The sequence below is a fragment of the Streptomyces sp. NPDC059695 genome (assembly GCF_042733785.1).
GTDB lineage: Bacteria > Actinomycetota > Actinomycetes > Streptomycetales > Streptomycetaceae > Streptomyces.
Genome location: NZ_JBHWFF010000006.1, coordinates 41,848 through 66,082, shown reverse-complemented (window position 1 = coordinate 66,082; position 24,235 = coordinate 41,848). Strand labels below are relative to the sequence as shown.

27 protein-coding genes are annotated in these 24,235 nt (G+C 74.1%); 18 read left to right on the top strand and 9 right to left on the bottom strand.

What is annotated here, in order from left to right; translation table 11 throughout:
* Positions 1-11: 11 nt before the first annotated feature.
* Entirely contained in the window at positions 12-1,307 is a 1,296-nt protein-coding gene (locus ACFV2S_RS09715) for an NADH:flavin oxidoreductase/NADH oxidase family protein (RefSeq protein ID WP_385555869.1), read from the bottom strand.
* Positions 1,308-1,401: 94 nt separating this feature from the next.
* Between ACFV2S_RS09715 and ACFV2S_RS09710 the strand changes: the two genes are divergently transcribed.
* On the top strand, positions 1,402-2,049 hold the full coding sequence (locus tag ACFV2S_RS09710) for a TetR/AcrR family transcriptional regulator (RefSeq protein WP_385555867.1): 648 nt from the start codon (positions 1,402-1,404) through the stop codon (positions 2,047-2,049).
* Positions 2,046-3,155, top strand: coding sequence for an ABC transporter substrate-binding protein (locus ACFV2S_RS09705; protein ID WP_385555865.1), 1,110 nt, complete (start codon positions 2,046-2,048; stop codon positions 3,153-3,155). Before ACFV2S_RS09710 ends, ACFV2S_RS09705 begins: the two co-directional genes overlap by 4 nt.
* Positions 3,156-3,180: 25 nt before the next feature.
* Here the strand turns inward: ACFV2S_RS09705 and ACFV2S_RS09700 are convergent, their stop codons facing one another.
* Together ACFV2S_RS09700 and ACFV2S_RS09695 are read right to left on the bottom strand one after the other, a co-directional pair.
* A complete protein-coding gene (locus ACFV2S_RS09700) occupies positions 3,181-3,564 on the bottom strand; it encodes a VOC family protein (RefSeq protein WP_385555864.1) in 384 nt (127 codons plus the stop codon).
* 21 nt (positions 3,565-3,585) lie between these two features.
* Positions 3,586-5,061 (bottom strand): MFS transporter, encoded by a 1,476-nt coding sequence (locus ACFV2S_RS09695; RefSeq protein ID WP_385555862.1) that lies wholly within the window; start codon positions 5,059-5,061, stop codon positions 3,586-3,588.
* Between the two features lie 103 nt (positions 5,062-5,164).
* Here ACFV2S_RS09695 and ACFV2S_RS09690 point away from each other — a divergent pair, with 103 nt between their 5' ends.
* The 6 genes from ACFV2S_RS09690 to ACFV2S_RS09665 all read left to right on the top strand — a co-directional run bounded on the left by ACFV2S_RS09690 (position 5,165) and on the right by ACFV2S_RS09665 (position 10,441).
* Entirely contained in the window at positions 5,165-6,043 is an 879-nt protein-coding gene (locus ACFV2S_RS09690; RefSeq protein WP_385555860.1) for a helix-turn-helix transcriptional regulator, read from the top strand.
* Positions 6,044-6,280: 237 nt separating this feature from the next.
* Positions 6,281-7,780: an IMP dehydrogenase gene (locus ACFV2S_RS09685; protein WP_385555859.1), complete on the top strand. Its 1,500-nt coding sequence runs from the start codon at positions 6,281-6,283 to the stop codon at positions 7,778-7,780.
* Positions 7,781-7,851: 71 nt separating this feature from the next.
* Complete coding sequence (locus tag ACFV2S_RS09680; RefSeq protein ID WP_385555857.1) at positions 7,852-8,421, top strand: hypothetical protein; 570 nt, start codon at positions 7,852-7,854, stop codon at positions 8,419-8,421.
* Between the two features lie 10 nt (positions 8,422-8,431).
* Positions 8,432-9,007 (top strand): GNAT family N-acetyltransferase, encoded by a 576-nt coding sequence (locus tag ACFV2S_RS09675; protein WP_385555855.1) that lies wholly within the window; start codon positions 8,432-8,434, stop codon positions 9,005-9,007.
* A 121-nt stretch (positions 9,008-9,128) separates the two neighbouring features.
* Positions 9,129-9,692: a hypothetical protein gene (locus tag ACFV2S_RS09670; RefSeq protein WP_385555853.1), complete on the top strand. Its 564-nt coding sequence runs from the start codon at positions 9,129-9,131 to the stop codon at positions 9,690-9,692.
* Positions 9,693-9,790: 98 nt separating this feature from the next.
* Positions 9,791-10,441, top strand: coding sequence for a CatB-related O-acetyltransferase (locus tag ACFV2S_RS09665; protein WP_385555851.1), 651 nt, complete (start codon positions 9,791-9,793; stop codon positions 10,439-10,441).
* Positions 10,442-10,457: 16 nt separating this feature from the next.
* On the opposite strand, the gene ACFV2S_RS09660 is transcribed toward ACFV2S_RS09665, so the two are convergent.
* Complete coding sequence (locus ACFV2S_RS09660; RefSeq protein ID WP_385555849.1) at positions 10,458-11,435, bottom strand: zinc-binding alcohol dehydrogenase family protein; 978 nt, start codon at positions 11,433-11,435, stop codon at positions 10,458-10,460.
* A gap of 130 nt (positions 11,436-11,565) precedes the next feature.
* On the opposite strand from ACFV2S_RS09660, the gene ACFV2S_RS09655 reads away from it, so the two are divergent.
* On the top strand, positions 11,566-11,910 hold the full coding sequence (locus tag ACFV2S_RS09655) for an ArsR/SmtB family transcription factor (protein ID WP_385555847.1): 345 nt from the start codon (positions 11,566-11,568) through the stop codon (positions 11,908-11,910).
* Between the two features lie 35 nt (positions 11,911-11,945).
* Here ACFV2S_RS09655 and ACFV2S_RS09650 read toward each other — a convergent pair whose 3' ends face one another.
* A complete protein-coding gene (locus ACFV2S_RS09650) occupies positions 11,946-12,674 on the bottom strand; it encodes a hypothetical protein (RefSeq protein WP_385555845.1) in 729 nt (242 codons plus the stop codon).
* A gap of 123 nt (positions 12,675-12,797) precedes the next feature.
* On the opposite strand from ACFV2S_RS09650, the gene ACFV2S_RS09645 reads away from it, so the two are divergent.
* The 6 genes from ACFV2S_RS09645 (at position 12,798) to ACFV2S_RS09620 (ending at position 18,598) form a co-directional block, all read left to right on the top strand.
* Positions 12,798-13,991 carry an MFS transporter gene (locus tag ACFV2S_RS09645; protein ID WP_385555843.1) on the top strand — a complete coding sequence of 398 codons (1,194 nt, stop codon included), beginning with the start codon at positions 12,798-12,800 and terminating at the stop codon, positions 13,989-13,991.
* A 287-nt stretch (positions 13,992-14,278) separates the two neighbouring features.
* On the top strand, positions 14,279-15,502 hold the full coding sequence (locus ACFV2S_RS09640; RefSeq protein WP_385555841.1) for a PP2C family protein-serine/threonine phosphatase: 1,224 nt from the start codon (positions 14,279-14,281) through the stop codon (positions 15,500-15,502).
* Between the two features lie 111 nt (positions 15,503-15,613).
* Positions 15,614-16,237 (top strand): histidine phosphatase family protein, encoded by a 624-nt coding sequence (locus tag ACFV2S_RS09635; protein WP_385555839.1) that lies wholly within the window; start codon positions 15,614-15,616, stop codon positions 16,235-16,237.
* 131 nt (positions 16,238-16,368) lie between these two features.
* On the top strand, positions 16,369-16,755 hold the full coding sequence (locus tag ACFV2S_RS09630; RefSeq protein WP_385555837.1) for a VOC family protein: 387 nt from the start codon (positions 16,369-16,371) through the stop codon (positions 16,753-16,755).
* Positions 16,756-16,872: 117 nt separating this feature from the next.
* Complete coding sequence (locus tag ACFV2S_RS09625) at positions 16,873-17,358, top strand: SRPBCC family protein (RefSeq protein WP_385555835.1); 486 nt, start codon at positions 16,873-16,875, stop codon at positions 17,356-17,358.
* A 178-nt stretch (positions 17,359-17,536) separates the two neighbouring features.
* Positions 17,537-18,598: an MBL fold metallo-hydrolase gene (locus ACFV2S_RS09620; protein ID WP_385555833.1), complete on the top strand. Its 1,062-nt coding sequence runs from the start codon at positions 17,537-17,539 to the stop codon at positions 18,596-18,598.
* Between the two features lie 15 nt (positions 18,599-18,613).
* On the opposite strand, the gene ACFV2S_RS09615 is transcribed toward ACFV2S_RS09620, so the two are convergent.
* Positions 18,614-19,285, bottom strand: a complete 672-nt coding sequence (locus ACFV2S_RS09615; RefSeq protein ID WP_385555831.1) for a hypothetical protein — start codon at positions 19,283-19,285, stop codon at positions 18,614-18,616.
* 60 nt (positions 19,286-19,345) lie between these two features.
* Complete coding sequence (locus ACFV2S_RS09610; protein ID WP_385555829.1) at positions 19,346-19,765, bottom strand: hypothetical protein; 420 nt, start codon at positions 19,763-19,765, stop codon at positions 19,346-19,348.
* A 172-nt stretch (positions 19,766-19,937) separates the two neighbouring features.
* Between ACFV2S_RS09610 and sigJ the strand changes: the two genes are divergently transcribed.
* Positions 19,938-20,891, top strand: coding sequence for an RNA polymerase sigma factor SigJ (gene sigJ, locus ACFV2S_RS09605; RefSeq protein WP_385555827.1), 954 nt, complete (start codon positions 19,938-19,940; stop codon positions 20,889-20,891).
* A 28-nt stretch (positions 20,892-20,919) separates the two neighbouring features.
* Here the strand turns inward: sigJ and ACFV2S_RS09600 are convergent, their stop codons facing one another.
* The gene (locus ACFV2S_RS09600; protein WP_385555825.1) at positions 20,920-21,357 is read right to left on the bottom strand and encodes a glutaredoxin domain-containing protein; all 438 of its coding nucleotides are present in this window, start codon (positions 21,355-21,357) and stop codon (positions 20,920-20,922) included.
* 219 nt (positions 21,358-21,576) lie between these two features.
* Between ACFV2S_RS09600 and ACFV2S_RS09595 the strand changes: the two genes are divergently transcribed.
* Positions 21,577-22,767 carry a cytochrome P450 gene (locus ACFV2S_RS09595; protein ID WP_385555823.1) on the top strand — a complete coding sequence of 397 codons (1,191 nt, stop codon included), beginning with the start codon at positions 21,577-21,579 and terminating at the stop codon, positions 22,765-22,767.
* A gap of 38 nt (positions 22,768-22,805) precedes the next feature.
* Positions 22,806-23,039 (top strand): ferredoxin, encoded by a 234-nt coding sequence (locus ACFV2S_RS09590; RefSeq protein ID WP_385556243.1) that lies wholly within the window; start codon positions 22,806-22,808, stop codon positions 23,037-23,039.
* A 104-nt stretch (positions 23,040-23,143) separates the two neighbouring features.
* Here the strand turns inward: ACFV2S_RS09590 and ACFV2S_RS09585 are convergent, their stop codons facing one another.
* Positions 23,144-24,187 (bottom strand): metallophosphoesterase family protein, encoded by a 1,044-nt coding sequence (locus ACFV2S_RS09585; protein ID WP_385555821.1) that lies wholly within the window; start codon positions 24,185-24,187, stop codon positions 23,144-23,146.
* Between the last annotated feature and the right edge of the window lie 48 nt (positions 24,188-24,235).

The window sequence follows — 24,235 nt, the reverse complement described above, 5'->3', positions numbered from 1 at the left end:
CCGCCGCCGTGTCACACGTCAGAACGATCAGGTCGCCTCCGGAACGCGCGCGAGGACCGGGAAGTTCCCGCTCGGCGGCCGGTGGACAGCCAGGCGCGGTAGCCGCGCAGGGCCACGCGCTGCTTCCGGTGCTCCGAGACGAGCGCGACCGCCGGGTGCGTACCGGGCCTGGGGTCCACGCCGCGGGCGAGCCGGCGCATCTGGTGGCGGACCTTCGCCATGCCGGCGGCCGCGGCGAGGGTCTTGTCCGACCAGGTGACCGGCGCCATCGGCCGGTCGGCCTCGCGGCCGTTCCTCCAGCGGTCCGGCAGGTCGGGGGTGACGGCGAGGGCGGTGCCCATCCCGACGACGGCGACGCCGCTGTCGAGGACCTTCTCGGCCGTGGCGCGCCGTGTGATGCCGCCCGTGAGCATGAGCGGGACGGGGCTCGTCCCCACCAGTTCCTCGGCCAGGTGGAGGAAGTAGGCCTCGCGGGCCGTGGTGCGGTCGTCGGCGGGGCGCCCGGCCATGGCCGGGCTCTCGTAGCTGCCGCCGGACAGTTCGACCAGGTCGACGCCGAGGGGTGCGAGCATCCCGATCACCTGGCGCGCGTCGTCGGCGTCGAAGCCCCCGCGCTGGAAGTCGGCGGAGTTCAGCTTCACCGCGACGGCGAAGGCGGGCGAGACGGCCGCGCGGACGGCGCGGACCACGTCGAGGAGCATCCGGGCCCGGTTCTCCAGCGAGCCGCCCCACCGGTCGGTGCGCGTGTTGACCAGGGGCGAGAGGAACTGCGACAGGAGGTAGCCGTGCGCGGCGTGCACCTCGACGCCGTCGAAGCCCGCCTCCTCGGCGCGGCGGGCCGTGACGGCGAACCGCTCGACGGTGTCCTCGATCTGGCGCGGGGTCATGGCGGTCGGGCGGCCGAAGCGGCCGCTGTGCCGGCCCAGGTCGACGCCGATGTCGGACGGGCCCCAGACGACGCCGGGCATGTCGGAGGCCACCTGCCGGCCGGGATGGTTGATCTGCATCCAGATCGCGCCGCCGCCGGACTTCCCGGCCTCGGCCCACGCGGCGAACGGCTCCAGGGGCGCGTGCTCGTCGAGGACGACGCCGCCGGGGCCGGTCAGCGCCTCGGCGTGCACCATCACGTTGCCGGTGATCAGCAGTCCCGTGCCGCCGGCGGCCCAGCGCCGGTACAGGGTGTGCAGCCGCCGGTCGGGGAGCTGGCCGTCACGGGCCATGTTCTCCTCCATGGCCGCCTTGGCGATCCGGTTGTTCAGCACCTGCCCGGAGGGCAGGGGCAGTGCCGAGAACAGCTCGCTGGTCATCCCGGTTCCCTCTCCCGATCTCTCTCGTCTACGATGTGTGCACCACAAACATAAGGGCCCATGTAAGCAACGCACACATCGAAGAGTGTGAGCTATGTCGCAAACCGGTACGTACCATCACGGTGATCTGCGCGCCGCCTGCCTGCGCGCGGCGCGGGAACTCCTGAAGGAGGACGGCAGCGCCGGACTCTCGCTGCGCGCGGTCGCCCGGCGGGCCGGCGTGTCCGCCACGGCCCCCTACCGCCACTACGCGGACCGTGACGCCCTCGTCTCCGCCGTCGCCGCCGAGGGGTACCGCGAGCTCGCCGGGCACCTGACCGCCGCCCACCCCGCGCCCGCCACGCCGGACGACCTGGCCGCGGTCGCCGTCGTGTACGTGCGATTCGCGCTCGACCACCCCGCCCTGTTCCGGGCGATGTTCGCGGAACCCTGCGACCCGACCAGCGAGGAGCGCGTCGCCGCGACCGCCGTCATCACGGAGTACGTCCAGGGCATCGTCCGCGACGCGTTCCCCGGCGCCGACGCGTCGGGGGCCCTCCCGACCAGCGTCTGGGCCCTCGTCCACGGGCTGGCGTTCCTGCACCTCGACGGCAAGCTCGACGCCTCGTCGCCCGAGGCCGTCGCCGCGCAGGTACGCGGGGCCGTGCACGCCCTGTTCACCGCCTCCCCCGCACTGCGGGCGGCCGCCACGCCCTCCGGGCCCTTCCCACCCTCACCGTCCCAGGGAGACACCCTCCGATGAGCACGCCGCCCTCCCCCTCCGGAGCGCACCCGGACCGCTCGCCCCTCCGCCTGGGCGCACTCGTCCCGCTCACGCGCCCCGGCTGGGTCGAGGCGGGCCGGCACCTCCTCGCGGGGCTCACGCTGGCCGTGGACGAGGTCAACGACGCGGGCGGGATCGACGGCCGGCCTCTGGAGCTGGTCGTCCGGGACACCGCGGCCGATCCGGAGCGGGCCGCGGCGGCCGTGGACGAACTGGCCGGCCTGGGCGTGGCCGCCGTGGTGGGCGAGTACCACAGCGTCGTCGCCCGCGCCGTCGCCACCCGGGCCGACGCCCTCGGCGTGCCGTTCCTCTGCTCGTCCGCCGTGCTCGACGCGCTCGTCGAGGAGCCGGCGGAGTGGGTCGCGCGCGTGGCGCCGGCCCAGTCACGCGGCTGGCGGATCTACGCGGACTTCCTCCTCGCCACGGGCCGGGACCGGATCGCCGTGGCGACCCAGCCGAGCGTCTACTGGGCGACCGGGACCCGCCTGCTGCGGGACCGCCTCGCGCCCCGGGGCGGCTCCGTCGTCGAGCTCGACGCGACCGCGCTCACCCCCGAGGCCCTGTGCGACGCCCTCGTCGAGCACGACGTGACGGCGCTTCTCCTCCTGGTCGGCAGCCCGGAACCGGCCGTGCCGGTCGTCCGTGCCGTCCGGGGCGACCGGCGGCTCGCCGGCCTGCTGATCGGCGCCCCGGCCGGGCAGCCGGAGTTCGCCGGGTGGGCCGAGGCACTGGGCGAGGACGGCGCCGGGATCCCGTTCCTGCGCTACCTCCCGGAGCGCCTCGGTCCGCTCGGCGAGCGGGTACGCGAGGAGCTCCGCGAACGGCTGGGCGAGGCACCCTCCTTCGTCGCCCTGGAGGGCTGGGACACCGTCGCCGTCCTCGCCGCGCTGCTCCGTTCCCACGGCACGGACCGGGCGGCGATCGCCGCGGCCTGGCCGCACGTGACGGCCGAGGGCACCCGCGGTCCGATCCGGTTCTCCCGTACGCCGGGCATCGACCTCTGGCAGTGGACCTGGGCTCCGGTCCAGGTCGCCGACCGGGACCCGTCGGCCCCCTCCGTCTTCCGGGTGCTGCACACCGGCTGACCCGGGGCCCGGGCCGCCGCGCCCGTCAGGACGCCGCGGCGGCCCGGTCGGACTCGCTGCGCAGGACGCAGAACTCGTTGCCCTCGGGGTCGGCGAGGACCGCCCAGCCCGAGCCGTCGGCGTTCCTGTGGTCGGCGACGAAGGCGGCGCCGAGGTCCAGCAGGCGCCGCACCTCCTCGTCGCGGGAGGTCTCGGGGCGCAGGCACAGGTGCAGCCGGTTCTTCGTCGTCTTGGCCTCGGGCACCTGGTTGAAGTACAGCACCGGGCCCTCCGCGAGGAGGACCTGGGTCTCGTGCGCGCCCGGTCTGTCCTCCGGATCCATCGGACGGCCCGTCACGCCGCTCCAGAAGCGAGCCAGCTCGTAGGCGTCCGCACAGTCGATCGCCACATTCTGCAAAACCGAAACCATGGGGGCGATCCTTCCCGATCTTCACCGCGTCGGCCAGTGCCTCTCCTGCCGGGGGAGCCACCGGAGGGCGGCCAGGCCGAGGGCCACGTGCAGCGCGGCGGCCGCAGCGGCGGCCACCCGCAGGCCCGTGACGAAGGCGGACCTTGCGTCGGACGCCGCCGCCTCCGCGAGGCCGGGCACGCGCAGGGTCTCGTCCAGTGTCGGGGCGAGGCCGGGGCCGTGGAGGCGGAAGAGGACGGCCGCGAGCGAGCCGAGCAGGGCGATGCCGAGGGCGTTGCCGATCTCGTTGCCGGTCTCGGCGAGGGCACCGGCCGAGCCCGCCCGCTCCGGCGGCACCGCTCCGACGGCGGTGTCGGCGACGACGGCGAAGGAGATGCCGTAGCCGACCCCCGCGACCGCCGTCGAGGCGACGTACCAGCCCGTGCCGCCGGTGGCGGCGGCCGGCAGGAGCAGCAGCAGTCCCGTCGCGATCGAGAAGTGGCAGGCGAGCAGCGCGGCGCGGGTGCCGACGCGGTCCACCAGCGCCGGTGTCACGACGCACGTCACCGTCAGGACGACGGCTCCCGGCAGCGCGAGCAGCGCGGCGCGGAGTACGGGGAGGCCGAGGACCGACTGCAGGTAGACACCGGCCAGGTAGGCGACGGCCGACCACGCGGCGAGGGGCAGCAGTCCGGTGATGACGGCGACGGTGAAGACCCGATCGCGGAAGAGCGAGAAGTCGATCAGCGGGTGGTCGAGGCGCCGTTGGCTGACGCCGAACCAGGTCAGGAGGGCGGCACCGGCGACTCCGGCGAGCACCGCGGAAGCCGTCGCCCCCTCTGCCGCGGTGTGCTTGAGCCCGTAGACCGCGAGGAGCAGACCGCTCGCCGAGGTGACCACGCTGACGACGTCCACGCGTCCGGGGCGGGTCGCGCGCACTTCGCGGAGCAGGCCGGGTGCGACGCACAGGAACACGGCGATGACGGGGAGGTTGACCAGGAACACCGATCCCCACCAGAAGCGTTCGAGCAGCACGCCGCCGACGACCGGTCCGATCGCGAACCCGGCCGCGAAGGCCGCGGCGAAGACACCGATGGCCCGCGCCCGCCGCTTCGGGTCGGCGAAGAGTTCGCCGAGGACCGCGAGCGCGGAGGGAAGGAGGGTGGCTCCCGCGAGGCCCATCACGGCACGCGCGGCGATGAGGAGCTCCGCCGACGGGGCGAAGGCCGCGCCCGCGGAACCGATGCCGAACAGAACGGCGCCGGTCATGAGGAGCCTCAGGCGGCCGTACCGGTCACCGATGTTCCCGAACGCGATGAGCAGCGAGCCCACGGCGAAGCCGTAGACGTCGAGGATCCACAGGGCCTGATCGGCGCTGGGGGCCAGCGCCCGGCTGACCCGGGGCATCGCGAGGAACAGGACGGAGCCGTCCATCGAGACCAGGAGCACGGGACCGAGTACGGCCAGGAGGCCGAGCCATGCCCGGGTGTCGGCCGGGCGTGCGGAGCGTTGCGTCATACCGGCCACGCTCGGGCCCGGCGCCGAGGGCAGCCAGCCACCCGCCGTGGGTACACCCGGCGGGTACACCCACCGCCGGCCGCGCCCCCCTAGTCTCGACGGCATGGAGAGCCTCGGAGCGTTCTTGAAGAGCCGCCGTGACCGGGTCACCCCCGACCGGATCGGATTGCGCACGTACGGGACCGGGCGCCGGGTCCCGGGCCTGCGCCGCGAGGAGCTCGCCCACCTGGCCGGGGTCAGCGCCGGCTACTACACCCGGCTGGAACAGGGCCTGGCCGAGACGGCGTCCGAGCAGGTCCTGGGCGCGCTCGCGCGTGTGCTGGAACTCGACGCCGTGGAGACCGCGCACCTGCACAACCTCGCGCGGCAGCCCTCCCGCGCCGGCCTCGCCGAGCCCCCACCGGAGGACGCCCACCCGCGCGTGCTCGCCCTGCTCGGGTCGCTGGCCCCGGCGACCCCGGCGGTCCTGCTGGGCCGGCGCGGGGACGTGCTCGCCTGGAACCGGACCGGGCACGCACTCGTCGCCGAGCACGTCGCCTTCACCGCGCCCGGGCACCCGGACACCCGCCCCTCCGTCCCCCGGATGTTCTTCCTCGACCCCCTCACCCGGGACCTCCACCGCAACTGGGAGGAGCTCGCCCGCGTCCACGTCGGCTACCTCCGCCTCACGGCCGGACGGTTCCCGGCGGACGCGAGCCTGGCCCGTCTCATCGGTGAACTCACCATGCGCAGCGACCGGTTCGCCGCGATGTGGGCGGGGACCGAGGTCGCCGACTGCACCACCGGCGACATGCGTCTGCGGCACCCCACCGTCGGTGCCGTGAACGTCGCGTACCAGGTCTGGCTCCAGCCGGACAGCCCCGACCACCGCCTGGAGATCTACACCCCCGACGACACCGCGTCCGCCGACGCGCTCCGGCTGCTCGCCCAGCGCGCCCCGGACGTCCCCCGCGCCGACGGGCACCGACGGGCCGTGCGCTAAGATCACGTATGGCGTGATGGAAGTCAACGCCTGTGCAGCAACGCCGGATTCGGGTCTGTCGTGTCCTCGCTGCCGACCCGGCCGCGCGTGTGAGCACTGCCCCGCCGGGCGCGCCCGCTCCGAGACCTCCGGAGCGCCCCTTCCCTCCGTGCGCCCCCAGCAGGCAACGATCCGCAGTGCCCGTACGAGCCCCGCCGTTCCGTTGTCGACCGGTGCGCAGGCTCCTTGCTGGAGACGATGTTGAAAATCCTTCCCGAGATCTCCCGTACGCTGAGCGAGTACCTCCTCATCCCCGGCCTGACCACAGAAGACTGCACACCGGAGAACACGGACCTCGGGGCGCCGCTGGTGCGGCACCGGGTCGGCGAGGAGCCGGGGATCCGGGTCGCCACCCCCATGGTGAGCGCCATCATGCAGGCGGTGTCGTCGCCCACGCTCGCGGTGGCCCTGGCGCAGGTCGGCGGTCTCTCGTTCATCCACCAGAACCAGCGGATCGAGGACCAGGCAGCGGACGTGCTGGCCGTGAAGCGGCACAAGGCCGGCTTCCGGACCAGCGAGGTCACCGTGGCGCCGACGACGCCCCTCGGCGAGGTCTCCCGGCTGCTGGACGGCACCGAGCAGGGCGTGGCCGTGGTCACGCGGGGCGGGGAGGCGGAGGGCGAGTTCCTCGGGATCATCAGCCTCGACGACTTCCACCTGGAGCGCCACGGCTCCCACGAGACGGCGGGCAACCGGATGCGGGCCCGTGACGGTCTGGTCACCGCGCCGGCCACGGTCTCCCTGTCCGAGGCGAACGAGCTGATCTGGCAGCACCATCTGGACGTCCTTCCCGTGCTCGGGGACGACAGCCGGGTCGTCTCCCTCGTCCTGAAGCGGGACTACCAGGCGCACAAGACGTTCCACCGGGCGACCGTGGACGGCGAGAAGCGTCTGCGCGTCGGCGCGGGCATCAACTCCCGTGACTTCAAGGACCGGATTCCCGCGCTGGTCGAGGCGGGAGCGGACGTGCTGTGCCTGGACTCCTCCGACGGCTACTCCGTGTACCAGGCGAGGACCGTCGAGTTCGCCCGCGAGACGTACGGGGACGACGTTCCCGTGGGCGCGGGGAACGTCGTCGACGGGCGGGCGTTCCGCTATCTGGCCGACGCGGGAGCGGCGTTCGTGAAGGTCGGCATCGGCGGCGGGGCCATCTGCACCACCCGGGCGCAGAAGGGCATCGGGCGCGGGCAGGCCTCGGCCCTGCTCGACGTGGTCGAGGCGCGCGACGCCTATGCCCAGGAGACCGGTGTGTACGTGCCGCTGTGCTGCGACGGCGGACTGCTGAACGACTCGCACATGGCGATGGCGCTGGCGATGGGGGCGGACTTCATCATGCTCGGCCGCTACTTCGCCCGCCTCGACGAGAGCCCGTCGCGGAAGCTGCAGATCGGCGGGCAGTGGTACAAGGAGTACTGGGGCGAGGGTTCGCGGCGCGCGCAGAACGAGGCCCGCTACGGTCAGCGCGGCCAGATGGTCTTCGAGGAGGGCGTCGACGGTTACGTGCCCTATGCGGGCAGCCTGTACGACAACGTCGAGCGGACCCGCGCCAAGCTGACCTCGACGATGATCAGCTGCGGCTCGACGAACCTGCGGGACTTCCACCGCGACGCGGTCCTCGTCCCGGTGTCCGCGGAGTCCTTCAAGCAGACGGGTGCCGAGGTACAGCTGCGGCGGCCGACCGTCGACTCCGGCGAGTGATCCGACCGGTCCGGTCCCGGAGACGGGGCCGGACCGGTCCGCCCCGTGCCGCGCGCGGCACGATGGTGCCCATGTGCGCCTTCTTCGACACGCCCGAACCGCGTCCCGTACCGGCGGGCGCGTACCCGCTCTGGGACGGGGCCCTCGCCCTCGTCAACCGGGACCTCGCCGCGACCCTGCCGGACCAGAGCCCCCTGCGGCTGCTGGGACTTCCCGCGTACGACGGGGGCGAGCACGTCTACGTGGGCATGGCCAACGGCGAGTGGCAGGGCAACTGCCTGGATCCGGAATCGGCCGGCGACCCGCTCGACGCCCTGGCGGCCGTGGCCGACGCCGCACAGGAGACCGTGGTCGAACTCCTGTGGCGGGCCTGGCCGTTGTGCGGGGAGCACCATCTCGGCATGCACGCGCGCGAGGACGGGGGACGGCTGTCCTGGTGGTGCGCGGGCGGGACGGCCCCCCGCGAACCGGCGCACCTCCGGGCCGCCGTGGGGGGGGGGGGGGGCCGCGGCCGCGCCCCCCCCCCCCCCCCCCCGGGGGGCGGGGGGGGGCGCCCTCGACTCCCTCGTCCGCCCCCACCGCAAGGGCCGGCGTCGGGCCTGACGGGCGCCTCCTCACGCCCGCTCGCCCGCGATGGCTAGGCTGGCGCTCATGACACCGTCGCACCCTCACGAAGCCGGCGTCCGGCCCGTACTCCTCGACGCGGCGGAGCTGGCCTCCGATCCGGATCTGTGGGAGGGGTGCGCGGAGTCGGCCCACCGGATCCTGACGGATCTGGTGCGCGGCGGGGCCGCGCTCGGCTGGGTCGAGCCGCCTTCGCGGGACGAGGTGGCGGCGCTCCTCGATCACGTCGTCTCCGCCGCACGGGCCGGGGACGGAGCCCTCCGTGTCGCGTACCTCGACCGCCGGCTCCTCGGCCTGGGGTACTGGCTCCGCTACGCCCGCCCGACCCATCGTCCCCACGCCGACCTGGAGAAGGTCGCGGTGGACGCGGCGGCCCAGGGACTCGGGGCCGGCCGGGCGCTGACCGCCGCTCTGATCGCGGACGCCCGTGCGGCGGAGATCGAGGTGCTCACGCTGGACGCCCGGGGCGACAACGCCCACGCCCTGCGCCTCTACCGGTCGCTCGGCTTCACCGAGTACGGCCGCCTGCCCGATTTCGTGGCCGTCGGAGAACGCCGCCACGACAAGGTCTTCTGCATGCTGGACCTCCGCCGGCGGGACTGACCGCGCCCCCTACCCCGGTATCAGGCCCGCTCGGCACCGTGGTGTGACGTGGTCGACGGCGATCCCTTCCTAGTCTCCGGGGGTCGGCAGGCGCCGACGGCCACGAGAACGGGGACCGGTCATGTCATCCTCCACCGCACGCGGCGCTTCGCCCGTCGCATCCCGGCGGTTCGTCAGCCGGATCGGTCACGCCGCCTCGCTGCTGCCCGCCTCGCTGATCACCCTGGGCCTGGTGGCGGCCGGGCGCTCGGACCGGGCACGGGCCTGGTGGGCCCGGGTCGACGGGCAGGATCCCGCCGCCCCGTCGTCGGCGCGGCGGCCCGGCGCGGGGAGACTCGCGGCTCACGCGCTGATGTCCGTACCGCTCGGCCTGCTCGCCCTCGTCCCCGTGGGCGTCGAGATCCTCTTCGTCCTGCGCGGCGTGCTCTACCCCGTGGTCGACCACGGCCCGTACGACCACTCCTGGGGCGGCCCGAGCATGGCCGGGGCGTGGGCCGCGCACTTCCTCGTCGGCCTGGCGCTCGCGGTGGCCGGACTGGGTGTCCTGTGGCTCCTGGACCGTCTGCACTTCCGGCTCGCGGGCTGGACGTGGGGCCGCAAGGTGGGAGCGGGTGCGGTGTGCGCCCTGCCGGTCCTGTGCGCCGCGGGCGTCGTGCTGGTCATCGCGTGGACGCACCAGCTGTGAGGGGGACGCGGCGGGCGGGGCGCCGGGGAATCCGGTTTCGCCGACGCCGTGATCCCGCGATCATGGACCGGTCGCGCCCCCGTCAGCGAGGAATCCCCATGCCCGTGCCCGCCGACCCCACCGTCCTCCACCCGATGCCCGAGCAGCCCCGGGTGGTGCTGCTCCGCCCTCTCGTGACCTCGCCGCTGATCGAGGTCGGGGAGTTCTCGTACTACGACGACCCGGAGCACGCGACCGCGTTCGAGACACGGAACGTGCTCTACCACTACGGGCCGGAGAAGCTGGTCATCGGCAGGTTCTGCGCGCTCGGCACCGGAGTGCGGTTCCTCATGAACGGCGCCAACCACCGTATGGACGGGCCCTCGACCTTCCCCTTCCCCACCATGGGCGGCTCATGGTCGGAGCACTTCGACCTGCTCACCGGCCTGCCGAACCGGGGGGACACCGTCGTCGGGAACGACGTGTGGTTCGGTCACGGCGCGACGGTGCTGCCCGGTGTGCGGATCGGGCACGGCGCGATCGTCGGCTCCGGTTCCGTGGTCACCGCCGACGTCCCCGACTACGGCATCGTCGGCGGGAACCCGGCGCGCCTGATCCGGACCCGCTACGACGACGAGGACGTCACCCGGCTGCTCGCGGTGGCCTGGTGGGACTGGCCCCTGGAGCACATCACCGCGCACGTGCGGACGATCATGTCGGGCAGCGTCGCCGACCTGGAGGCCGTCGCGCCGCGTGCCGGCCGGCGGTAGTCACGCCGTCGGCGTGTCAGTCCCTCACGCGCAGCAGGAGCTTGCCCGTGGAGGTGCGCCCGCCCAGGAGCCGGTGGGCCTCGGACGCTTCGGCGAGGGAGAACTCCGCGGTGACGGGAAGGGACACCGCCCCCTCGGAGACCGCGCGCAGCGCGCGCTCGGTGAGGGCGCGCGCGGCGGCGGGCGCCGTCTGGGCGAGACCCAGCACGGAGAAGCCCGCGACCGCGTGGCCCTGGCCGTAGAGCTCGGGCTGGCCGACCTGCCACGGGGCGCCGCCGCCGGCGTTGCCGAAGGAGACCAGGCGCCCGAAGACGGCCAGGACGCCCAGACCGCGGCGCAGCGTGTCGCCGCCCACCGGGTCGAGCACGAGGTCGACTCCGCGGCCGCCGGTGACCCGCCGGACGTCCTCGTCGAAGGTCTCGGGGCGGAAGACTTCGTCGTAGCCGTGCTTCAGGGCGTACGCGGCCTTCGCGTCGGTGGAGGCGACGCCGTACACCGCCCCGGCGCCCGCCGCCCGGGCCAGCTGGCCCACGGCGGTGCCGATGCCTCCCGCCGCTCCGTGCACCAGCACGCTCTCTCCGGCGCGGAGCCGGCCGACCTCGTGGACGAGGGCGTGGGCGGTCGGCAGGACCGTGGGGAGGGTCGCCGCGGTCCTCAGGTCGAGCCCCTCGGGGAGCGGGAAGACGCTCTCGGCCCGGGCGACGACGACGTCGGCGTACGCGCCACCGCCGACGAGTGCGGCGACCTCCTGCCCCACGTCGAGGCCTTCGACTCCGTCGCCGAGGGCCCGGACGTGGCCGGAGACCTCGAGGCCCGGGCGGTAGGGCAGCGCGTCGACCCGGTAGCCCTCGGCGCGCGCCTTGACGTCGGCGAAGTTCACTCCGGCCCAGGAGACGTCGACGGCCACCTCCCCGGGGCCGGGCCGGGGCACCGGGACCTCGACGAGTCGCAGGACCTCGGGACCGCCGTACTCGGGGAACTCGATCGCGCGCATGGACGAACCATCCTTCGAGGCGTGCTCGGACGGGGCCGAGAGAGTGTTCAACGAGAAGCGAACACTCGCACTGTACGATGGTCATCGAACATCGGGCAAGCGCACGGGCCACGACGAAGGAGCCGACGGCATGGCTGAGCAGACCGGGGGCGCGGGACACCGCGCGGCGCCCGTGCACACGCACCCCGACGACGTCGCCCTCCTCACCGCGCTCTCCGCGCTCGCCGACCCCGTGCGCATCCAGCTGGTCCGCGAGCTCGCCGCCCAGCCCGACTGGACGCTCAGCTGCAGCAACTTCGACGTGCCCGTCGGCAGGGCCGCCAAGAGCCACCACTTCACCGTGCTGCGCGGCGCGGGCCTCGTCGAGCAGCGCGACCAGGGGCCGAAGCGGCTCAACCGGCTCCGCCGCGAGGAGTTCGACGCCCGCTTCCCCGGCCTCCTCGACCTCACCCTGCGCGCCGACGACGTCGGCTGAGCCCCGCTCCCCCGCACGGGGGAGGGGTGTCCGCCTCAGCCGACGCGGTCGGACGCGGAGACCCGGTGGACCTCCAGGCCCGGCTCGGCGAGCAGGTCGGCGATCAGCTCCTCGGATCCGCAGACGTACGTGCTCACCAGGTCGACGTCACCGCCCACGCACCAGGTCCGGTCGCGGGGCCACCACAGGTCGGGGAGTTCGACGAAGTCCTCCATGAGCACGGGTGACACGGCGTCGGCCAGGCCTCCGGACAGCAGGACCTCGTCCCGGCCCGGGGTGGGGAAGGTGGGGATCCCCTCCCAGTTCCACCGTCCGTACCCGTGCCACAGCCCGTACCAGCAGTTCTCCGGCGTGGCCGTGTGCCGCGCGAGTACGGGGATCAGGGCGCGGGCGACGCCTTCGGGGGTGGGTCCTTCGGCGGGGTGCTCGTCCCACACTCCCGGCAGGCCGTACTCCGCCGCGTTCTGGTAGTACCGGTCCGCGCCGATCACCTCGTACCAGTCCGTCAGCGCCTCGACCCGCCCGCCCCGGGCCGCGGCCACGGTGTCCCAGCGGACCGGGCGCTCGTCGAGCTCCGCGGGATGCAGCACGCGCGCGTACGCCGGGAATCCGGGCGCGGCGACACCGGCGACGGTGCCGAAGTCACCGTGCCCGGGGTGGCGTTCGGTGAGCCACCGCGCGGGCCCGAGGTCGCCGGTCTCGACGCGCAGGCGTCCGTACAGCGCGGGCCCGGGGCCGCTGCCCGAGCGGGTCCATCCGTCCATGCGCCCAGTCTGCCCCGGGCCGACGCCGCCGGCCCCTCCGCCCCGGGCCACCACGGTCGACGACCCGCTCGCGGGCGTCGCGTCGCCGGGCGGGCGCGGACGGCGCGGTTTACGGTCGGCTGCATGGTCGGTGATCGTCAAGGGTGGCTCCGGTGTCTGCTCGCCGGGGCCGTGTTCGTCGTGGGGATGACCGGCACCACGCTGCCGACCCCGCTCTACCCCCTGTACCAGGAGAAGTTCGGGTTCTCCGAGCTGACGGTGACCGTCGTGTACGCCGTGTACGCCTTCGGGGTCATCGGCGTCCTGCTCCTGGCGGGGAACGCCTCGGACACCGTCGGCAGGCGGCCCACCCTGCTGTGGGGGCTCGGCTTCGCGGCGGCGAGCGCGGTGTGCTTCCTGTCCGCCGACGCGCTCGGCTGGCTGTACGCGGGCCGGCTCCTCTCGGGCCTGTCGGCCGGCCTGTTCACCGGGGCCGCCACCGCGTACGTGATGGACCTCGCGCCGCCGGGCGGCCAGTCCCGGGCGACGCTCGTGGCGACCGCGGCCAACATGGGCGGCCTCGGCTGCGGGCCCCTGCTCGCCGGACTGCTCGCGGAGTACGCCCCCGCACCGCTCCTGCTCCCGTTCGCCGTGCACCTCGCCCTGGTGGCCGTGTCCGCCGTCGTCCTCCTGCGGCTGCCGGAGACCGTGCGGGACCCGCGGCCCCTGACCGCCGTGCGGCCCCAGCGGCCGGCGCTGCCCGCGCGGGTCCGCCCGGTGTTCGTCCCGGCGGCCATCGCCTCCTTCGCGGGATTCGCCCTGTTCGGGGTCTTCACCTCGGTCAGCCCCGCCTTCCTGGCGCGCTTCCTCCACGTCGACAACCACGCCGTGAGCGGACTGATCGTCGCGCTCGCCTTCTTCGCCTCCACCGCCGGACAGCTCGCCGTCGGCCGCTTCGGCGTGTCCCGGTCCCTGCCGCTCGGCTGCGCGGTGCTCTTCGCCGGCCTGGCCTTCCTGGCGGGCGCGCTGTCCGTGGAAGTCCTCGCGCTCGTCGTCCTCGCCGCCGTCGTCGGCGGCGTCGGACAGGGACTCTCCTTCCGCGCGGCGATGGCCGCCGTCGCCGCGGCCGCACCGGTCGAGCAGCGCGCTGCGGTCATCTCGACGCTGTTCGTCGTCGCGTACACCGGGATCTCGATCCCGGTCATCGGGGTCGGACTCCTGGCGGGACCGCTCGGCCTGGAGCAGGCGGGCCTGGTGTTCACGGGCTGCATGCTGGTCCTGGTCACCTCGGCGGCGGTGTACCTGCTGCGGCGGCCGGTGCGGACACCGACCGCGTGACCCCTACCGTGTGCCGGGAGCCGCACCGTGACGCGGAGACCCCCGTCGGCACGGGGCGCGAGGGGGTGGGGAGGTTCATGGGCCCCGTGACGGCCACGGGAAGGTTGCGGGAGCGTATGCGCTTCTCGATGCGCCCGCGACACGCGTGCCCGCCGGACTCCGGGCCCGGCGCCGGTGCCCCGGGCGGGGCGACCGCGCGGATCGCGTCCGGAGGCCGTCGGCGCCCGGCGGGCCTATCGTGGGGGCAGTCTCACGGCCGGAGCCGCCGGCGTACGGGCAGGTGAAGGGTGAACGGACCCGGGATCGACTACGAAGCGGTTTTCCAGGCCCTGCCGGGTGCCGTCGCGCTGCTCACCCCGGGGCTGGTCTACACGGACGTCAACGAGGCGTACGTCCTGACGGCCGGCCGGACCCGCGAGCAGATCGTCGGCCGCTTCCTCTTCGACGTCTTCCCCGACAATCCGGGGGATCCGTCCGCGACCGGCACGCGCAATCTGCGCGCCTCCCTGGAGCGGGTCGTGGCCACCCGGGAGCGCGACAGCATGGCGCTCCAGCGGTACGACGTGGAGTCCCCCGACCGGCCGGGGCACTGGCAGGAGCGGTACTGGAGCCCGGTCAACGTGCCCGTCCTCGCCCCCGACGGCTCCGTCGCCCTGGTGCTGCACCGGGTGGAGGAGGTCACCGAGCTGATCAAGGCCCGTGCCGCCCGGGGCGGGGACCAGGCGAAGGCCCTGGAGTCCGAGCTCTTCACCCGCGCCAGGGAGCTCCAGGAGGTCAACGAGCGGCTCCGGCTGGCCCACGCCCAGGAGCGCGAGGTGGCGCTCCACCTCCAGAAGGCGATGCTGCCCCCGCCGCGTCCCCTCGGCCATCATCACGCGGCCGTGCGCTACCGGCCCGCCGCCGAGGCCCTGAACGTCTGCGGCGACTGGTACGACCTCGTCGAGCTGCCCGGCCGCACCGCCGTCTCCGTCGGCGACGTCGTCGGCCACGGGTTGCGCGCCGCCGGTGTCATGGGGCTGCTCCGCAGCGCCCTGTCCGCCGCCTGCCGCGTCGCCGACGGCCCCGCCCAGGCCCTGGAGGTCCTCGACCTGTACTCCCGTGACGTCGACGGAGCCGAGTCCACGACCGCCGTGTCCGTCGTCATCGACTGGCGAAGCCGCGTGCTGACGTACAGCAGTGCCGGACATCCTCCTCCCGTCCTCTGCCGCCCCGACGGCACCGTGGAGTTCCTCGACCGGGCCACCGACCCCCCGCTCGGCGCCCGTCCCGACGCCGCGCCCCGGCCGCTGGCCGAGACCGTCTTCACCGACGGTTCGGTGCTCGCCCTGTACACCGACGGTCTCGTCGAGCGCCGGGGCGAGGACATCGACGCGGGCCTGAACCGGCTCGCCGAGGCGCTCGCCCGGCACCGGACCGCCCCTCCCGAGGCCCTCGCCGACACCCTGCTGGCCGAGCTCACCCCGCCCGCCGGGACGACCGACGACACGGCTCTGGTCCTGCTCCGTCTCTGACGCGGCGCGGCGTCACGGGCGATCTCTCCCTCCGGCCGCGGAACCGTGCACCTCGGGACCGCGTCCGTCCACACGTTCGCACGATCATGAAGAGTGCCCGAGGAGTCGCGCATGACGGAGACAGCCGCCCGCTACCTGTACCTGACCCGCCACGGTGAGGCGACCGAGGACGAGAGCGCGTTGACGGACCGCGGCCGCCGCCAGGCCGTCCTGCTCGGCGAGCGGCTGCGGAGCGCCCCGCTGACGGCGGTCCACCACGGCCCGCTGGCCCGCGCGGCGGAGACGGCCCGGCTGATCGGCGACCAGCTCGACGGGGTTCCGCTGCGGATGTCGCCGCGGGCCGGCGACTACGTCCCCTACGTGCCGCGGCGCGAGGAGCTGCCCGCGAGGTCGGCCGACGCGATGCTCGCGTTCCTCGCCCGGTTCCCGGCGGAGGAGCGCGAGCAGGGGCCCGGGCTCGCCGCCGAGGCCCTGGCGCGGTTCACCGGGCCCGTCGACGGCGACCGGCCGGTCCACGAGCTCGTCGTCACGCACAACTTCCTCCTCGCCTGGCTCGTCCGCGAGGCCCTGGAGGCCCCCAGGGCGCGCTGGATGGGCATCAACCACGCCAACGCCGGACTGACCGTCATCCGCTACACGCCCGACCGGGCCCCGGCCGTCCTGTTCCTCAACGACACCGGGCACCTCCCCGCCGACCTGCGCTGGACCGGCTTCCCCGCCGAGCTGCACGTCTGAGACCGGGGTCCGGACCGCCGCCCCGGAGGCGACCGGTCCGGATCGTGGACCTCCGGGCCCCTTGATCGTGGCCTCCGCAGTCACCATGATCATCAAGACCGGATCCGTCCCAGAGAGGTACTGAGCCCATCATGCGAGTCAAAGCCTTCGACCACCTCGTCCTCAACGTCACCGACGTCGACACGTCGCTGGAGTTCTACACCGGCGCCCTGGGCCTCGCCCCCGAGCGGGTCGAGGAGTGGCGGGCGGGCAAGGTGTCGTTCCCGTCCGTGCGCATCGACGAGAACACCGTCATCGACCTCTTCTCCCGCCCCCGGGGCGAGTCCAACGTCGACCACATCTGTCTCGTCGTGGACCCGCTGGACTGGCAGGAGGTCATCGACTCCGGCAGGTTCGACGTCCTGGAGGGCCCGGTCCCGCGCTGGGGCGCGCGCGGCTCGGCCGAGTCGGTCTACGTGAAGGACCCCGACGGCAACACGGTCGAACTGCGCTGGTACCCGCAGGACGTCGAGAACTGACGCGGACCTCCGGGCCGCCCCGGCGGAGCGATCCGGGGACGGACGTCACCCGCGCCCGCTAACGTACCGACGAGTAGCAAGGTGGGGCGGGCCCACCGGGTACGAGGGGAGCGGACCATGGACCGACAGTGGAGCCTCGAGGAGAGCACGGTCGTCGACGCACCGCCGGAGCTCGTCTACCGGCTGGTCTCGGACCTCCGGAACATGGGCCGGTGGAGCCCGGAGTGCCGGTACGTGTGGGTGCCCCGGCCGCCGGCGCGCACGGGGACCCGGTTCGTCGGGTTCAACCGGCGCGGACCGTTCCTCTGGCCCACCCTCGGGCGGATCAGCGGGCTGCGTCCGAACAGCGAGTTCGTCTTCGACATCAGCGCGTTCGGTCTGCCGATCGCCCGCTGGGGCTACCGGTTCGAGCCGGAGGGCGGCGGGACGCGGATCACCGAGTTCTGGCAGGACCTGCGGACCGACGGGGTCCGGGCCCGTGCGGCCGACCTGCTGGGCACCGTGTTCGCCGGGACGAACCCGGCCCGGCGGATCGCACTGAACCGGGCCGGGATGCGCACCACCCTCGACCGCATCGCCCGCACCGCGACGGCCGGGTCCTGAGCACCGGTACGCGGCCCTCGGCGCACGGCCCCCGGCGGCACGGGGCCGTGCGCCGCGCGTCCGGTGCCATGATGACCGTCGTCCGCGGGTTCCGGCCGACGGACCGCCCGGCGGTGAGGCGGGCCGGGCCGGGCACACCCCTGTGACCGTGATGTCCGTCGCAGCCGAAGGAGAGCACGTGCAGGACCCCACGCGGCAGGAGCAGGCACGCCCGGGCGGGACGGCGGGCCCCCGGCGAGCGGCCCGGGCCGCGGTACGGCGGCCGTCCGCGCCCCCTTCGCTGCCGTCCTGGGCCTCCTGGTGGCAGCGGCCGTTCCCCGACGCCAACACGCTGCTGCTGCACGGGAGACGACCGGCCCTGGTGGATTCGGGGTTCGTCGGCCACGCCCGGGAGACCGCCGACTGGGCCCGCTCCCGGGCCGGCACGGTCGACCTGGTCGTGAACACGCACTGGCACTCCGACCACGTCGGCGGCAACGCCCTCCTCCAGGCCGGAGGCGCCGCCATCGCCGCCGGGGCGCCCGAGGCCGAGGCGATCTCGCGCAGGGACCCCGGCTGCTGCTCGGCGGAGTACCTGGACCAGCCGGTCGCCCCGTACACCGTGGACATGGCCCTCGACGACGGACAGGTCCTCCGGCTCGGCGACACCGACTGGGAGGTCGTCCGCACGCCCGGCCACACCCCCGGCCACCTGGCTCTCTGGCAGCCGGAGGAACGGCTGCTCGTGGTCGGCGACGCGCTGTCGGACTACGACGTCGGCTGGGTCGACCTCGCCCTCGACGGGCCCGGCGCGGCGGCCACCGCGCTCGCCTCCCTCCAGCGGATGGCCGACCTCGACCCGCGCGTGATCCTGCCCTCCCACGGCCCCGTCCCGGCCGACACCGGGGCCGCCTTCGACGCGGCGCTGCGCCGGGGCCGACGGCTCGTCGACGACCCCGACGGGGCCGTCTGGTACGGCGCCCGCCGGATCCTCGCGTTCGCGCTCATGATCCGCGACGGCATCCCGGCCGACGAGGTCGAGCCGTACCTCCACGCGCGCGCGTGGCTGACCGACGCCGCGCGCCTGCTGCGCCGCACGCCCGAGGCCCTCGCCGGCGAGCTGGTCACGTCCATGCTCTCCGGCGGCGGGATCGTCCTGCGCGACGGGCGGCTGCACGCGGCGGCCGTCCACACCCCCGTGGCGGGCGGCTCGCTGCGTGTGCCCTACCCGAGCGCCTGGCCGGCCCCGGAGCCGCGCTGACGCGGGGTCACCGGCTCACCACTCGATGTGCGCCGCGATCCACTCGGCCAGGCCTTCCTCGTCCCCGGCGGGCGGCAGGTCCGGCGCGCAGTCGAGGGGCGTGCAGGACAGCTGGAGATGGGTGAGGTAGCCGTACGGGCCGTTGTCCGGCGCCGGACCCAGCACCAGCGCGTGGGTGGCGGTGCGCCAGACGCGGTGCGTCAGGGCGGGCCCGGTGACCAGGCTCTCGGCGGAGCGCGTCGTCCTCTCGGGCTCCGCCCCGAGCTGCCCGGTCACCACCCGGGCCGCCTCCGTGAGGACGGTCTCGCACGCGTCGGCGCTGCTCGGCCGGGAGCCGCTCCAGCCGGGCAGTTCCCGCCAGCGGTCCACCAGGCCGTACAGCCAGGAGGCGTTGGCCATGTCCTCGTCGTGCGGATCGACGGGGTACACCTCTCCGAAGACCAGGAACGTCCGGGCCTCCGGGCTGCCGAAGGGGCTGAAGACGTCGGTGCAGAGCACATGGCCGTGCGCGGTCCGGTAGGACTCGCAGACGAGCGAGTCCTCCCAGACCCAGCCCCGGAGCCGGACCTCCGCGTCGACGGCGTCCGAGTCGTCCGGGACGGGCGGGACGGCCGGCAGCGTCACGAGTTCGGCTACGGCCCCGGGGGTCAACGGCCGGTGGGCGAGGGCATGGACGGGAACAGACATGCGGACCACAGTAGATCGGCTCCGTGCGCGGGCCCGCACCCGGGAGGCCCCCACCCGGTGCTACCGCTGCCGTGCGGCCGGGAGCCCCTGCCGCCGGGAGCCGAGGATCCGGCCCAGGTCCAGCACGCTCAGGCCGAACATCAGGACGCCCAGCGGGACATGGAGGGTGGGCTCGTGGGCGATCCCCAGCACCACCTGCGCCGAGGCGAGGACGAGGAAGCCGGTCGAGTAGAGGATGGGCCGGGGCGAGCCGCCCCCCGGCTTCCAGGCGAGGACCGCGGCGATCACGTACAGCATGGTCGCGCCGTACATGACGCGGGCTCCGACGCCGTGCAGCACCTCGCCGTGCGAGGAGGAGAGCAACAGCCCGGCGGTGGAGGCCTGGAAGAAGAGGGAGAGGGTCTGCAGGGCTATCGAGACCTGGAGGAAGGTACGGATGCCGCTGCCCTGAACTGCCGTGGTCCGTGCGGTGGTCGCCATGACATGATCCCTTTCTTCTGCCTCGCGGCGGTGGCTCGGTAGTGTCTCGTCCGTCCGACGACGCGGGCCCGTGGAATGTGAGGCGGGACGCGGGATTCGTTTCCGGCCTCCGTCGCGCGGGCGCAGGGCGCGAGCGGATTCGGACGAGACGAACCAGGGAGCAGTCGCGATCATGAGCACCCCCACCGTGCCGGGGCACGACCGGTCCGAGGCGGACCTGAGCGTGGTCGTCGGAGAACGGCGGCAGTTGGTCAACCTCGGCTACCGGCTGCTCGGTTCGCTCGCCGAGGCCGAGGACGCCGTGCAGGAGACGTACGCCCGCTGGTACGCGATGTCCCCGGAGCGGCGCGGGGCCGTGGAGTCGCCGGGGGCCTGGCTGACGAGGGTGGCCGGGCGCGTCTGCCTGGACATGCTGGGCTCCGCGCGGGTCCGGCGCGAGCGTTACGTCGGGACGTGGATCCCCGAGCCCCTGCCCGACCGCGCGGAGTGGTCGAGCGTGCGGACGGACGGCGACGGGTCCGCGCCAGCCGATCCCGCCGACCGGATCACCCTGGACGAGTCGGTGAACATGGCGTTCCTCGTCGTGCTGGAGTCGATGACGCCGGCCGAACGGCTCGCGTTCATCCTGCACGACGTCTTCCGGTACCCCTTCGGCGAGATAGCCGACGTCGTCGGCCGCTCCCCCGCCGCCTGTCGGCAGCTGGCCTCCTCGGCCCGACGGCGTGTCCGCGCCGGGCGCGTCCCGGCCGTGCCGGCCGCCCGGCAGGCCGCCCTGGTACGGGAGTTCAAGGAGGCGTGGGAGGCCAGGAACATCAGGGCCCTGGTCGATCTGCTCGACCCCGACGCCACGATGGCGGCCGACGGCGGCGGCCTGGTCGGCGCCGTGCTCCGTCCGGTCGAGGGCAGCAGGCTCATCGCGCAGTACCTCGTGCACATCGCCGACAAGGCTCCCGGCCTGACCCTCCTGGAACGGACGGTCAACGGGGTGCCCGGACTCGTGGCCCAGAGCGGCGGTGTCACCGTGACCGTGGCGGCGTTCGAGCTCGCCGGGGGCCGTGTGGCCCGCATCTGGGCGGTGCGCAACCCGGAGAAGCTCCGCCCGTGGACGGAGCGCGGCTCGGGCTGAGCGGCGGGTCCCGGGACCCGCCGGCGCGTCACGCGGGGGGCGAGAGCCGTTCCCGTACCCACGCGGGATCGGGGTTGGTGTGGGGCCGGCCCGCCACGAAGACCGTCGGCACGGTCTCGTTGCCGTCGTTCACGGCCCGCACGGCCGCCGCTCCGTCCGGGTCGCGCCAGATGTTCACCCAGTGCGCCCGGCCGGCCCGGCGGCCCAGGCGGATCCGGAGCCGTATGCAGAACTGGCACCCCGGCCGCCAGTAGACGATCGGCCGCCCGTCGGCCTCGCTGCGTCGCCGCGCCTCCTCGGCGCCGATCGACCCGGGGAAGACCAGCGGCGAGTTCAGGCTCGCGATCAGCAGGAACAGGACGAGGAGTACGACGCCTTCGCCGGGGCTTCCCCCGGCGATCAGCCCCGCCCCGACGAGTGAACCGGCGACGGCGAGCAGGAGCGGCAGGAACCAGACACGCATCATGGGGCGCAGGCTATCGCCGAACGCCCGCCGGGCGAGGGGCGGGCCCCTGACGCCGCCCTCGTGAACCGTGCGTGAGCGCGCCGCCTCCGCCCCCCGCCGGATGGACTCGCCCGTTCCGGTGGAATGGCCGAAGTGTGCGTAGACCAGATAGGTGCCTGAGGCATGTAGTGGAGACGGCACCACAGTCCCTGCCAGCGAACCGCCCCTTGCGAGGCCCCCGTGACGAAAGCCGTGGCGTTCCCCCAGGACCGGACCTGCCCCTACCACCCGCCCACCGCCTACCCCCGTACCGAGGAGGAGCACCCGCTGACGCGGGTCACCCTGTGGGACGGGCGGGCGGTGTGGCTCGTCACCGGACACGCGACCGCCCGCACGCTCCTCGCGGACCAGCGCCTGTCCACCGACTCCACCCGTCCCGACTTCCCGCTGCCCACCGAACGGGCCTCGGCCCTCCGCAGGCGCCGGCGCGCGGCGCTGCTCGGCTGGGACGACCCCGAGCACAACACCCAGCGCCGCATGCTGATCCCGAGCTTCACCCTCAAGCGCGCCGAGACCCTGCGACCCCGCATCCAGGAGACCGTGGACCGGCTCCTGGACGCGGTGGAGGCACAGGGGCCGCCGGCCGAGCTGGTGAGCGCCTTCGCACTGCCGGTGCCGTCGATCGTCATCTGCGACCTGCTCGGCGTGCCGTACGCGGACCACGAGTTCTTCGAGGAGCAGTCACGGCGTCTGCTGCGCGGTCCGACGGGCGCGGACACCGAGGACGCCCTGGCCCGGCTGGAGGGCTACCTGGGCGATCTGATCGACCGCAAGCGCCTGAAGCCCGGCGACGGCGTCCTCGACGACCTGGTGGCGCGCGGTTCCGGCGAGGGCGGTCCCGACCGGCAGCAGTTGGTCCAGCTCGCGACGATCCTGCTGGTCGCGGGGCACGAGACCACGGCGAACATGATCTCCCTGGGGACGTACACGCTGCTGCGGCACCCGGAGCGGCTGGCCGAGCTGCGGGCGGACCCCGGGCTCGTGCCCACCGCCGTCGAGGAGTTGCTGCGGTTCCTGTCGATCGCCGACGGGCTGCTCCGGGTCGCGAGCGAGGACATCGATGTCGCGGGGACGGTGATCGGCGCGGGCGAGGGCGTGGTCTTCTCGACCTCGGTCATCAACCGGGACGCGTCGGCCTACAGCGATCCGGACCGTCTCGACTGGACCCGGTCCGCCCGCCACCACGTGGCGTTCGGGTTCGGCATCCACCAGTGCCTCGGGCAGAACCTCGCCCGAGCCGAGCTGGAGATCGCGCTCGGCACGCTCCTGCGCCGGCTGCCGGGGCTGCGGCTGGCCGTGCCCGCCGACGAGATCCCGTTCAAGCCGGGCGACACGATCCAGGGGATGCTCGAACTCCCCGTCACGTGGTGAAGGGAACGGTGCCGGACATGGCGAAGGAAGCGGTGCGGATGCGTGTGTCGATCGACGGGGACGTCTGCATCGGCGCGGGGCAGTGCGCCCTGACCTCCCCCGACGTCTTCACCCAGGACGACGACGGATTCGGGACGGTCGTCGCGGGCCGCGAGGACGGTACCGGAGCACTGGTCCGCGAGGCGGCCCGCGCCTGCCCCGTCCAGGCGATCACGCTCCACGGCCCGGCCGGCGAGGACGGGGCCTGGCCGGCCGGCGAGGACGGGGCCTGACGGGCGTGCACGGGTGACGCGGGAGTCGGTGCCGTCGAGCGGTCGGCGCCGGCTCCCGCGCGCGAAGGCCGGGCCGGGGTACGGGCGGGCCGCGGGCTCTGCGGTCAGATCCGTGTCGAGAGGGGCACCGTGATCTGCTTCAGCCAGCTGCCCGCGGCGAAGTCGCGGGCCTTGACGACGACGCGGTCGTGGAAGACCTCGACCTGGAGCCCCTGGTTGAAGGTGCCGGGGACGGAGACCTCGCCGCCCTGCCCGTCGTCGGTGTAACCCGTCTGCACGGCACCCGTGTTGATCACCGAGAAGCCGTCCAGGTTGGCGGTGCCCGGGACGACCCTGCGGACGTACCAGTCCGACAGTGCGAGGTCCCAGTGGGTGTGCCCGCAGAAGAGGAAGACGTCACGGTGGCGGCCGAGGACCGCGAGGAGCCGGTCCGCCTGGAGGTAGTCGCGCGCGTACAGCCGGTTGTGGCTGCCGGAGACGGTGTTGGGCAGCGGGTGGTGCGTGACGACCATGACGGGCCTGCGCCGTCGGGCCCAGTACGCGAGGCGGTCCTCCAGCCACGTGAACTGGGCCTCGCTGAGCCACACCTCGTCCCAGAGCTTCGGGTCGTGGAAGTGCATGTACTTCTCGGTGCCGAGGCTCAGCACCGGGATGCCGCCGAACGAGTGCTCCGCGTAGACCGTGTTGCGGCCGGCGAAGTGGAAGAAGCTGCGGAACAGCGAGTCCTCGGTGGTGCCGTTGGGCCAGGATTCCTGCGCGAGAGTGGACGGATCGCGCCACTTGGGGACGTAGAACTCGTGGTTGCCGATGGCCCAGGCGGTCGTCTTCGTCCGGGTGTGGCGCGCGAGCTCGGCGGTGACCGCGGCGTACTCCGCGTCGTACCCGCGCGGCGTGATGTCGCCGGCGACGGCGAGGCCCGAGCTCGCCGGGTTGGTCCGGTGCATGTCCTCCAGGGCGACGCCGAGGTCGCGGAGATCGCCCTGGATGTCGCTGATGACGTTGAACGTGGTGACCGGCCGTCCGGGACCGGGGTGCGCGCCGGGCTGGGGGCCGGAGTGCGTGAGGGGCGCCGCGCCCGCCGGTATCGGGGAGGCGGCGACGGCGCCGACCGCTCCTGTGGCGACGGTGAGCAGGGACCTGCGATCCACGGGGGAGTTCCTCTCGGGGCGGCGGTGACCGGGGACGGGCACGCCCTC

What these genes read in the sequence shown, in the direction of transcription:
- ACFV2S_RS09715 (WP_385555869.1), bottom strand. Translation starts at nt 1,307, where the DNA reads ATGACCAGCGAGCTGTTCTCGGCACTGCCCCTGCCCTCCGGGCAGGTG.
- ACFV2S_RS09710 (WP_385555867.1), top strand. Translation starts at nt 1,402, where the DNA reads ATGTCGCAAACCGGTACGTACCATCACGGTGATCTGCGCGCCGCCTGC.
- ACFV2S_RS09705 (WP_385555865.1), top strand. Translation starts at nt 2,046, where the DNA reads ATGAGCACGCCGCCCTCCCCCTCCGGAGCGCACCCGGACCGCTCGCCC.
- ACFV2S_RS09700 (WP_385555864.1), bottom strand. Translation starts at nt 3,564, where the DNA reads ATGGTTTCGGTTTTGCAGAATGTGGCGATCGACTGTGCGGACGCCTAC.
- ACFV2S_RS09695 (WP_385555862.1), bottom strand. Translation starts at nt 5,061, where the DNA reads ATGACGCAACGCTCCGCACGCCCGGCCGACACCCGGGCATGGCTCGGC.
- ACFV2S_RS09690 (WP_385555860.1), top strand. Translation starts at nt 5,165, where the DNA reads ATGGAGAGCCTCGGAGCGTTCTTGAAGAGCCGCCGTGACCGGGTCACC.
- ACFV2S_RS09685 (WP_385555859.1), top strand. Translation starts at nt 6,281, where the DNA reads ATGTTGAAAATCCTTCCCGAGATCTCCCGTACGCTGAGCGAGTACCTC.
- ACFV2S_RS09680 (WP_385555857.1), top strand. Translation starts at nt 7,852, where the DNA reads ATGTGCGCCTTCTTCGACACGCCCGAACCGCGTCCCGTACCGGCGGGC.
- ACFV2S_RS09675 (WP_385555855.1), top strand. Translation starts at nt 8,432, where the DNA reads ATGACACCGTCGCACCCTCACGAAGCCGGCGTCCGGCCCGTACTCCTC.
- ACFV2S_RS09670 (WP_385555853.1), top strand. Translation starts at nt 9,129, where the DNA reads ATGTCATCCTCCACCGCACGCGGCGCTTCGCCCGTCGCATCCCGGCGG.
- ACFV2S_RS09665 (WP_385555851.1), top strand. Translation starts at nt 9,791, where the DNA reads ATGCCCGTGCCCGCCGACCCCACCGTCCTCCACCCGATGCCCGAGCAG.
- ACFV2S_RS09660 (WP_385555849.1), bottom strand. Translation starts at nt 11,435, where the DNA reads ATGCGCGCGATCGAGTTCCCCGAGTACGGCGGTCCCGAGGTCCTGCGA.
- ACFV2S_RS09655 (WP_385555847.1), top strand. Translation starts at nt 11,566, where the DNA reads ATGGCTGAGCAGACCGGGGGCGCGGGACACCGCGCGGCGCCCGTGCAC.
- ACFV2S_RS09650 (WP_385555845.1), bottom strand. Translation starts at nt 12,674, where the DNA reads ATGGACGGATGGACCCGCTCGGGCAGCGGCCCCGGGCCCGCGCTGTAC.
- ACFV2S_RS09645 (WP_385555843.1), top strand. Translation starts at nt 12,798, where the DNA reads ATGGTCGGTGATCGTCAAGGGTGGCTCCGGTGTCTGCTCGCCGGGGCC.
- ACFV2S_RS09635 (WP_385555839.1), top strand. Translation starts at nt 15,614, where the DNA reads ATGACGGAGACAGCCGCCCGCTACCTGTACCTGACCCGCCACGGTGAG.
- ACFV2S_RS09630 (WP_385555837.1), top strand. Translation starts at nt 16,369, where the DNA reads ATGCGAGTCAAAGCCTTCGACCACCTCGTCCTCAACGTCACCGACGTC.
- ACFV2S_RS09625 (WP_385555835.1), top strand. Translation starts at nt 16,873, where the DNA reads ATGGACCGACAGTGGAGCCTCGAGGAGAGCACGGTCGTCGACGCACCG.
- ACFV2S_RS09615 (WP_385555831.1), bottom strand. Translation starts at nt 19,285, where the DNA reads ATGTCTGTTCCCGTCCATGCCCTCGCCCACCGGCCGTTGACCCCCGGG.
- ACFV2S_RS09610 (WP_385555829.1), bottom strand. Translation starts at nt 19,765, where the DNA reads ATGGCGACCACCGCACGGACCACGGCAGTTCAGGGCAGCGGCATCCGT.
- sigJ (WP_385555827.1), top strand. Translation starts at nt 19,938, where the DNA reads ATGAGCACCCCCACCGTGCCGGGGCACGACCGGTCCGAGGCGGACCTG.
- ACFV2S_RS09600 (WP_385555825.1), bottom strand. Translation starts at nt 21,357, where the DNA reads ATGATGCGTGTCTGGTTCCTGCCGCTCCTGCTCGCCGTCGCCGGTTCA.
- ACFV2S_RS09590 (WP_385556243.1), top strand. Translation starts at nt 22,806, where the DNA reads ATGCGTGTGTCGATCGACGGGGACGTCTGCATCGGCGCGGGGCAGTGC.